This is a genomic window from Variovorax sp. E3, assembly GCF_016082275.1.
In the GTDB taxonomy this organism is placed as follows: Bacteria; Pseudomonadota; Gammaproteobacteria; order Burkholderiales; family Burkholderiaceae_C; genus Variovorax.
In genome coordinates, this window is sequence record NZ_MOWM01000084.1 from 22,354 (window position 1) to 30,842 (window position 8,489).

At 69.7% G+C, this 8,489-nt stretch carries 6 protein-coding genes and 2 pseudogenes; 2 read left to right on the forward strand and 6 right to left on the reverse strand.

Annotation, left to right across the window (positions count from 1 at the left end):
- Window positions 1–7: 7 nt before the first annotated feature.
- Together BMG07_RS24900 and BMG07_RS24905 are read right to left on the reverse strand one after the other, a co-directional pair.
- Entirely contained in the window at window positions 8–799 is a 792-nt protein-coding gene (locus BMG07_RS24900; RefSeq protein WP_198086788.1) for a helix-turn-helix domain-containing protein, read from the reverse strand.
- Window positions 800–894: 95 nt separating this feature from the next.
- Window positions 895–1,844 (reverse strand): annotated as a pseudogene (locus BMG07_RS24905) (LysR substrate-binding domain-containing protein).
- 106 nt (window positions 1,845–1,950) lie between these two features.
- Here BMG07_RS24905 and BMG07_RS24910 point away from each other — a divergent pair.
- Window positions 1,951–3,256: pseudogene (locus BMG07_RS24910) on the forward strand (MFS transporter).
- Here BMG07_RS24910 and BMG07_RS24915 read toward each other — a convergent pair.
- Complete coding sequence (locus tag BMG07_RS24915; protein WP_198086789.1) at window positions 3,217–4,278, reverse strand: adenosine deaminase; 1,062 nt, start codon at window positions 4,276–4,278, stop codon at window positions 3,217–3,219. The pseudogene BMG07_RS24910 and the gene BMG07_RS24915 overlap by 40 nt on opposite strands.
- Before the next feature lie 172 nt (window positions 4,279–4,450).
- Here BMG07_RS24915 and BMG07_RS24920 point away from each other — a divergent pair, with 172 nt between their 5' ends.
- Complete coding sequence (locus BMG07_RS24920) at window positions 4,451–4,843, forward strand: nuclear transport factor 2 family protein (RefSeq protein WP_198086790.1); 393 nt, start codon at window positions 4,451–4,453, stop codon at window positions 4,841–4,843.
- On the opposite strand, the gene BMG07_RS42745 is transcribed toward BMG07_RS24920, so the two are convergent.
- From BMG07_RS42745 to BMG07_RS24940, 3 genes are all read right to left on the reverse strand, one after another.
- The gene (locus tag BMG07_RS42745; RefSeq protein WP_269759364.1) at window positions 4,761–6,050 is read right to left on the reverse strand and encodes a hypothetical protein; all 1,290 of its coding nucleotides are present in this window, start codon (window positions 6,048–6,050) and stop codon (window positions 4,761–4,763) included. The two genes, BMG07_RS24920 and BMG07_RS42745, sit on opposite strands and share 83 nt — an antisense overlap.
- Before the next feature lie 106 nt (window positions 6,051–6,156).
- Window positions 6,157–7,098, reverse strand: coding sequence for an FHA domain-containing protein (locus tag BMG07_RS24935; RefSeq protein ID WP_198086791.1), 942 nt, complete (start codon window positions 7,096–7,098; stop codon window positions 6,157–6,159).
- A 22-nt stretch (window positions 7,099–7,120) separates the two neighbouring features.
- The coding region (locus BMG07_RS24940; protein ID WP_198086792.1) for a YcaO-like family protein at window positions 7,121–8,489 on the reverse strand (1,369 nt) is incomplete at its 5' end.

Genomic DNA, 8,489 nt, shown 5'->3' on the forward strand with positions numbered 1-8,489 from the left:
GGCCGCGCTAGTGCCCCCAGGCATGCGAAGCCTGCTCGTCCGCGGTCACGCACACCTGGTTCGACAGGAACGACGGCGACAGCCCGAAGTAGCGCTGGAAGGTGCGGCTCATGTGCGGTGCGTCGGTGAAGCCGCTGACCAGCGCCACGTCGGTCAGCGGCCGGTGCGCGGTGAACTGCTGCACCGTGCGCCGCACCTTGGTCCACAGCGCATAGCGCTTGACCGACACGCCCACCTGCTCGGCGAACAGGTGCGTGAGCCGGTCGGGCGACAGGCAGGCCACCACCGACAGTTCGCGCAACTGGATCTGGCCGGCATGTGCGCGAATGGCCTGCAGCACGCGCGCGATGCGGGGGTCGATGGCCGCCCCGGTCTCGGGGAATTCGGTGATGGCCTCGACCAGCTTCACGCTGAGCGCCTGCAGGCGGCTGTCGCAGAGTTCGCCGCGCTGCGCGGGTTCGAAGTCGTCGCGCAGCCGGCCGAAGCGGCGCGCGTCGATCGGCAGGATGCCGTGGCCGCCCATTTGCCGGGCGAGCATGCGGTAGGCGCTGGAGGCCGGGTCGAGGTTCAGCGAGAGCAGCCCGCAGCCGTCGACATCGAGCCGGCGCGACACGTGCGGGCCGACCAGCGCGGCGGTGCAGTGCACGCGCGTGCCGTCCGCCGCCTCCAGCGTGAAGGGGTGGCCGCTGACCGACGCCAGCAGCGTGGCCGACGAACGCGCCGTCAGCCCCGACTGGATGGCGGGCGTGATGTAGAGGAACCTGTCATCCCACAGGTGCAAGAAGTTCTGCGAGGCCATGCCGTCTCACTTTTGTTTTGTCTCCAGCGGCGGATTCTCACGCATTGCCCCGCCCCCCCTGCAAGGGATCGTTCGCGCCCACCCTCAGCATGCCTTCAGTGTGCCGGCGACGCGTCGACCTGCACGTGCTGGCGCACCGCCTCGAGCAGCAGCGTGGCCAGCCGGCTCGCCGGGGCCTCGGCGCGGGCCTGCGCGCGGTAGAGCACCAGCGAGATCTGCGGCAGCGCCGGCAATGAAAGCACCGCGCGGTCGAGCGTGCGCACGTGCGCCGGCAGCCCGAAAGGCGTGCGCACCGTGAGCCCCAGCCCGGCCGAGGTGGCGGCCCACAGCGCCGACAGGCTGGCGCTGGCGAACGAACGGCGCCAGGGCAGGCCCGCGCGATCGAGCGCGGCGATGACGATCTCGCGCAACGGGCACGGCGCGTCGAGCATGACCAGCGGCAGCGGCTCCTTGCTCTTGCGCGCGCCGGGGCCGCGACGCTCGCGCTCTGTCCACCAGGGCGCATCGACGCGGTCCGGCGCGGTGGGGCCGATCCACAGCAACGGCAGCCGCGCCACGCGCTCGGCATAAGGCGACAGGGGCTGGTCGCCCGCGTCCCAGGCCAGCGCGAGGTCGAGCTCGCCGAGCTCCAGCCGCTCGCGCAAGTGGGCGCTGCGCGCCACGAAGGCCTCGATGCGCACCTTGGGATGCGCCCGCGCGAAGCGGCCCAGCACCGTGGGCAGCAACGCCTCGCCGAAGTCTTCCTGCAGGCCCAGCCGCACCGCGCCTTGCAGGTCGACCCCGCGCATGGCCGCGCTGGCCTCGTCGTTGAGCTCGAGCATGCGGTGGGCGTAGCCGAGCAGCGTTTCGCCCGCGTCGTGAGTTCGAGCCCGCGCCCCACCTTGCGGAACAGCGCCGTGCCGGCCTGCGCCTCGAGCTTCTTGAGCTGCGCGCTCACGGCCGAGGTCGAGCGGCCCAGCTTGTCGGCCGCGCGCGCATAGCTGCCCAGGGCCATGCCGGTGGAAAAGCTGCGCAGCACGTCGAGATCGAACATCACCTGGGACATGGGTCTTCCTTGTTTCGCGTTTCTTGATCGTCCCGTTTTATCGAACGATCAGCCAATTATTTTCTGATTTTCAAAACCTTTGCAACGGCGGACACTGCACCGCAACATGACCTCCACGACCCTCTCCCCTCCCGTGTTCACGCCGCGCCACCGCTGGAAGGTGCTGGCCGCGGCGTGGCCGCCAACGCGGCCTTCTCGGTGGCCTTCAGCGGCATTCCGATGACCGCCGTGCTGATGCGCACCGGCTACCAGCTCGACAACGCCACGCTCGGCTGGTGCTCGGCCTCATGGGCCTGGGCATTGCGGTGAGCGAGCTGCCCTGGGGCCTGCTCACCGACCGCTGGGGCGATCGCCCGGTGCTGCTCATGGGCCTGGGCAGCACGGCCATCGCGCTGCTGGCGATGGCGCTGTGGGCCGCGCCGAGCGCGGGCCACATTCCCGGCCTCGGCTGGCTGGCCGCCGGGCTGCTGCTGGTCGGCCTGCTGGGCGGCAGCGTGAACGGCGCCAGCGGCCGCGCGGTGATGACGTGGTTCGACGCCAGCGAGCGCGGGCTGGCCATGAGCATCCGCCAGACGGCCGTGCCGCTGGGCGGCGGCATCGGTGCGCTGGTGCTGCCCTACGTGGCGCTGCACTTCGGCTTTGCCGCGCTGTACGGCCTGCTGGCGCTGCTGTGCGCGCTGAGCGCGGCCATGAGCTGGGCCTGGGTGCACGAGCCGCCGATCGCGCCGCGCGGCAAGGCCGGCAGCACGGAAGCCGCGGCTCCCAAGAGCGGCCCGCTGCGCGATGCGCGCGTGTGGCGCATCGTGGCGGGCATCGGCATTCTTTGCGCGCCGCAGTTCGCGGTGCTGTCCTTCGGCACGGTGTTCCTGCACGACTTCGGCCACGCGGGCTTCGGGGTGATCACCGCCACCATGGTGTTCACGCAGATCGGCGCGATGGTGATGCGCGTGTGGAGCGGCCGCTGGACCGACCGGCGGCGCAACCGCCCCGCCTACCTGCGCGCCTGCAGCGGCCTCAGCGTGCTGCTGTTCGCGGGCCTGGCGCTGCTGGTGCTGCTCGGCGGCGCGCACGCGGCCGATTCAGTGGCACTGCGCATCGCGCTGGTCGTGCTGCTGGGGGTGAGCGGGGTGTGCGTGTCGGCCTGGCACGGCGTGGCCTACACCGAGCTGGCCACGCTGGCCGGCGCGGCCCGCGCGGGCACGGCCCTGGGCATGGCCAACACCAGCGTGTTCCTGGTGTGCTTCGTCACGCCCTTCTCCATTCCGCACCTGATGGCACTGCAGGGCTGGCCGCTGGTGTGGCTGGCGGCCAGCGCCTGCGCGCTGGTGGCAATGCCGCTGCTGGTGCCCCGGCCCGCCGCGCCGGCGAACGATCAGAACGTGGCGAAGACGGCGTTGAGCCGCTCGACGTAGGCGCGCTTGGTCGCGTCGTCGATGAAGCTGCCTTCGAAGCTGTTGGCCGCGAGCTGCCAGGCATGGCGCACGCCGAGCCCCGTGGCCTCGAAGGTCTGCGTGAAGTTCTGGTTCATGTAGCCGCCGAAGTACGCCGGGTCGTCGGAGTTGACGGTGGCCACCAGCCCTGCGTCGAGCAGCGTGCCCAGGTTGTGCTGCGACAGGTCGGGGAACACGCAGAGCTTGAGGTTCGACAGCGGGCACACGGTCAGCGGAATGCGGTCTTGCGCGAGCCGCGCCATCAGTGCCGGGTCTTTCGCGCTCTGCACGCCGTGGTCGACGCGCTCGACCTTCAGCACGTCGAGCGCGCTCCACACGTAGGCCGGCGGGCCTTCCTCGCCCGCATGCGCGACCAGGCGCAGGCCCAGCTCGCGGCAGCGCGCGAACACGCGCGCGAACTTCTCGGGCGGGTGGCCCACTTCGCTGGAATCGAGCCCCACGCCGATGAACTTGTCGCGAAACGGCAGCGCCTGCTCGAGCGTCTCGAAGGCTTCTTCCTCGCTCAGGTGGCGCAGGAAGCACATGATGAGCAGTGCGCTCACGCCCAGCTTGGGCAGCGCGTCGACGCAGGCGCGGTGCAGGCCGTTGACCACCGTTTCCATCGGCACGCCGCGCGCGGTGTGCGTCTGCGGGTCGAAGAACATCTCGGTGTGCACCACGTTGTCGGCGGCGGCGCGCTCCAGGTAGGCCCAGGCCATGTCGTAGAAGTCCTGCTCCTTGAGCAGCACGCTGGCGCCGGCGTAGTAGATGTCCAGGAAGCTCTGCAGGTTGGTGAAGGCGTAGGCCTTGCGCAGCTCTTCGACGCTGGCGTAGGGAATGGACACGCCGTTGCGCTGGGCCAGCGAAAAGATCAGCTCGGGTTCGAGCGAGCCTTCGATGTGCATGTGCAGCTCGGCCTTGGGCATGGCGCGCAGCAGGTCGGGCAGGCGGTCGGTGGCGATGCGGTCGAAGCCGGTGTCGTAGGTGGGGCGGAAATCGGTCATGGTGGGGAACTGCTGCTGCGTTGTGATGCCCAGCAGCATAAAGCCAGCGACCGCGGCGCGGGCCGGTCGGCGCGCGCAGTCGCGCAGTCGCCCAGGTGCCCGCAACGGCTTGCCATGCCGCGCGCGCGTGCGTCAAATGGCGGGCGTCACCCACAACAGCTTCAGGAGACCCATGCCCATCGACACCCTCGCCACCTGGCACCGGCTCGTCAAGGAACGCGACGCGGCGGGGCTCGACGCCCTGCTCGACGACGAGGCGGTTTTTCATTCGCCGGTGGTGCACAAGCCCCAGGTCGGCAAGGCCATCACGCAGAAGTACCTGGCCGCGGCGTTCCAGGTGTTCTTCAACGAGAGTTTTCGCTATGTGCGCGAGCTCCAGTCGGCGAACGATGCGGTGCTGGAGTTCACGCTCGAGCTGGACGGCATCCAGATCAACGGCGTCGACATGATCAAGTGGAACGACGCAGGCCGGATCACCGAGTTCAAGGTGATGCTGCGCCCGTTGAAGGCGGTGAACCTGATCCATCAGAAGATGGGCGCGCAGCTGCTTCAGGCCGCGCAGTAACCGGGGAGGGGCCGAGGCCCCCTTCTTTGTCTTTATTCGGCGATGACCTGCAGGCTGCCCTGCTGGCGGTAGGCCCGCACGCACATGCGCGCCAGCTCGACCAGGAAGCGCAGCACGGCCGCTCGCCCACGCACTCCGGCGTGACGGCCATGATGTCCTTGCGGAACTCCATCAGTTGCACGCCCGAGACGGCCATCTCGGCCGACGAGCCGTAGTAGTACTTCCAGAAGTCCTGCAGCAGCCCGCGCTTGAGCTCGTCGATGACCAGCGAGTAGCCGCTTTCCCAGACGTTCTCGTCCATGGGCAGGCAGGTGACGTCGGGGTCTTCGAGCCGCGCGCCCGGGGGCACGAGGAGCACGCGCCGCGTGTCCATGCCCATGGACAGGCTTCCCGATACGAGGGCGTGGGGATGTGCGATGGTCATGGCATGCGGCATGGAAAGCTGAGCTGTGTTTTTCATGATCTCCTCCTCGGAATTCGGTGATGCAGTTGGCCGGGGGGTTCTTCGGCCGGGTCTCCGCTGCGGATGTGTGACAGGCTTTGGTAGGTGGTTCAGGCCGCGAGCATGCGCAGGCGGCTCTCGTTGGCCTGCAACAGGCTCACGGGTCGGTCCCAGGACCGTCGGCGTCAATGTGGTGGTCAGCGCGAAGACGCCGCCGGGGAACGGCAGCTCCAGCGGGTTGTCGATGGCACTGACGTCGATCACTTCGCCTTCCTCGTAGTCGCCGTAGGCGATGAAGTACTTGGGGTGGGGCGAAAAGCTCAGGTTCTGGCTGGCGCGGGCCTGCACCGCGTACACCGTGCTGCCGCCCATGGTCACGCCCACGGCGGCCGCCGACTTGAGCGGGATCCGGGGCGATTCGGCCAGGTAGAAGCGCGACGGGTCGGGCCCCTTGCCGGGGTCGACGAACTGGTAGGCGCGGTTGTAGTCGAGCGTGATCTTGTTGTTCAGGCCGCCCAGGTCGCAGGTTTCCGTGGCGGTGAACTGCATGCCGGGCGTGAGTTCGCCCGTTTCGGCCCAGGAGAAGCCGGTGTCCACGCCCCACTGGAACTTGATGCGCGAACTCGGGCCCGGGTTCGAATACTGGGCGAACCAGGCCAGCGACAGCGCATTCGGCGCCCACTGGGTGGGGTCGTTCTGGAACACCATGAAGCAGGCCGAATGGCTCGCATGGTTGTTGACAGTGACGGAATAGATCTTTCCCATGACGGCGCTTCACACGAAGTGACTGGACTGGCAGCCACTCTAGGGAGCACGGGCGCAAAAGGAATTACAGACCATTACACGCTGTGACGCTGAAACGCCGAGACGCTTACACACCCCGCGCGCCGCCCTGGATCTCGAACGGGTAGTTGCCGAAGCGCACGTTGCCGCGCCGCCGCTCGATCAGCGGGAGCTCGTCGGCCAGACGCTCGGGCAGCGCATTGAGGATCTGGTGCTTGGCGCGGAAGATCTGGATGTTCACGTACGAAGGCTCCACGCCCAGCATGCGCGACAGCTCGTCCAGCGCGATCCAGCCCTGGCTTTGCGGCGCCAGCCCCCGCTGCGCGTCCTGCTGTCGCACCCGCGCCAGCGTGACCAGGGTGTAGTGGTGGATGCGCTCGCCCAACGACACCGCCTTGCCGTGCGCCACCACGCTCAGGCTGGTGTGCTCCTCGTTCTGGCTGACGCTGAAATGCAGCGCAATGTCCGCCGCGGCCGGCGCCGGCGGCGTGAGGGGGTTCTCCGACGTCGACTCCAGGTCGTCGCACAGCACGAACTCCCAGGTGCTGTCCGAAGTGCGCACCATGGCGCCGTCGCTCAGTTGCTCGGTGCCGTCGACGTGCTCGAGCAGCCACTGCCCCTCGTGGAAATACACGTTCACTTCGGGCTGCTGCGCGTCGGGCAGCAGGTTGCTGCGCAGGTTCAGGGTCAAGGTGTCGCCATGCCCCTCGCCCGAGAACAGGCAGGTGACCGGCGGCGCCAGGTCGTCCACGGTCCACGCCGACTCGTCGCCCACGCCCATGCGCACTTCGGCGCCCAGGGTCAAGGCGGTCCAGCGGCCGGCCGGCAGGCGCTCGCCGTTCATGGTGGTGCCGTTGCGGCTCTGGTCGGCAATTTCCCAGGACTGCCGGTTCCAGCGCACCAGCGCATGGACCTGCGACACGTCGGCCGCCTTCAGCACGGTCTGGCAGGCGGAGGGACGGCGGCCGAAGGCATGCAGGGGCCGCAGCACGGTGGTGCGGTTGTCGAGCTTGTTTCGGAAGAGGGCCATGGCGCCATTCTCCCTCTGTCGGTCAGACGTACAGCGCCTGGGGGTTGAGGTCGCTCTCGCTGTGCGGAGCGCCGCGCCAGCCCATGGCCACGGGCACGCTGTACAGGCGCGGATTGCCCAGCTCCGGCCAGATGTGGCACAGGCCCGGCACCACCACCTTCACCGTGCGCAGCGGGATGTCGGGGCGCGAGTGGTCGAGCACGATGGTTTCCAGCCCCAGCCCGGCCGCAATGCCGACGCAGCGGCGGATTTCCTCGGCGATGTCGCCCTGCGCCGCCAGCGCATGCGCGGCAGGCGCCAGGAGCGCCGCGCCGCCGCCCTCCTCCATCGGCATGAGGAAGTGCGGCGCGCCGGGGGCGCCGGGCCCGTCCTCGGCGGCCGGCACCCGGAAAGTCTTGCCGGCCGCGATGAGCTGGCTCATCTCGGTCAGTGCGCGCTCGCAGGCCAGCATGCGGTCGGGGCTGCAGCCGAAGCCGATGGCCCATTCGCCCGTCTGGCGGTGGCGGCCGACGGCGGCGGCCACCGGAATGCCGAAATCGTGCGTGATGTCGAGCACCCAGTGCGCCCACTGCGACCCCCAGGTGCGCGACAGGCGCAGGCGGCTTTCCATGGCCATGCCGTCCAGGTCGATGGCCGGCCGGCGGATCTCGCCGTACCACCAGATGGCGGCGGCGTCGCGCTCCACCAGTTCGAGAAAGCCCTGCAGGATCGCTTCTTCCAGCGTGTTTCCGGCCGCGCAGCCGTTCGACGTCCAGGTGACGTGGCACTGGCTCTCGGCGGGCGCGTGGGCATGGCAGAAGGCCAGCGGGAGGTAGCGACGCGCATCGGCGGTGAGCGACCAGGCGGGCGTCCACCAGGTGGGCTCCACCGGCGTCTCGGGCGGGAGCACGGCATGCGGCGGCTTGTCGGTGTCGAAGCGCGCCTGCTGGCGCTCGCTGAAATGCGCCAGCGCCTGCGGCGCGATGCCGGGCGCGTCGAGCTCCGCGGCCGGCGCGATGACGGTCGCCTCGTCGCCCTGGTAGAAGGCCGCGTACCGCTCGACCGCCTCGCACATGGCGCTGGCGCGCGACTGCGCCGCCGACATGCCCTTGCCCAGGCACACCTGGGCCCAGCCGCCGGGCTCGGGGCTGCCCAGGGTGGCCGGCGTCTTGAAGATCTCGCTGCGGTAGACCGTCAGCGCGTCGCCGGACTCGGCGTTCAGCGGCTTCACCCGCGCGATCACGCCGCTCAGCGGACTCACGTGCCGCGACAGGCGCTCGACCGTGGCCGAGGCCGGCACGGTGCGCCAGCCGCCGTCGGAGCGCGGGCCGTGGCGCCCCGGCGCCAGCACGATGGGCTCGCGCTGCAGCAGCGCCATGAGCCCCGGCGATCCGCAGCGCGGGCATTGCGGG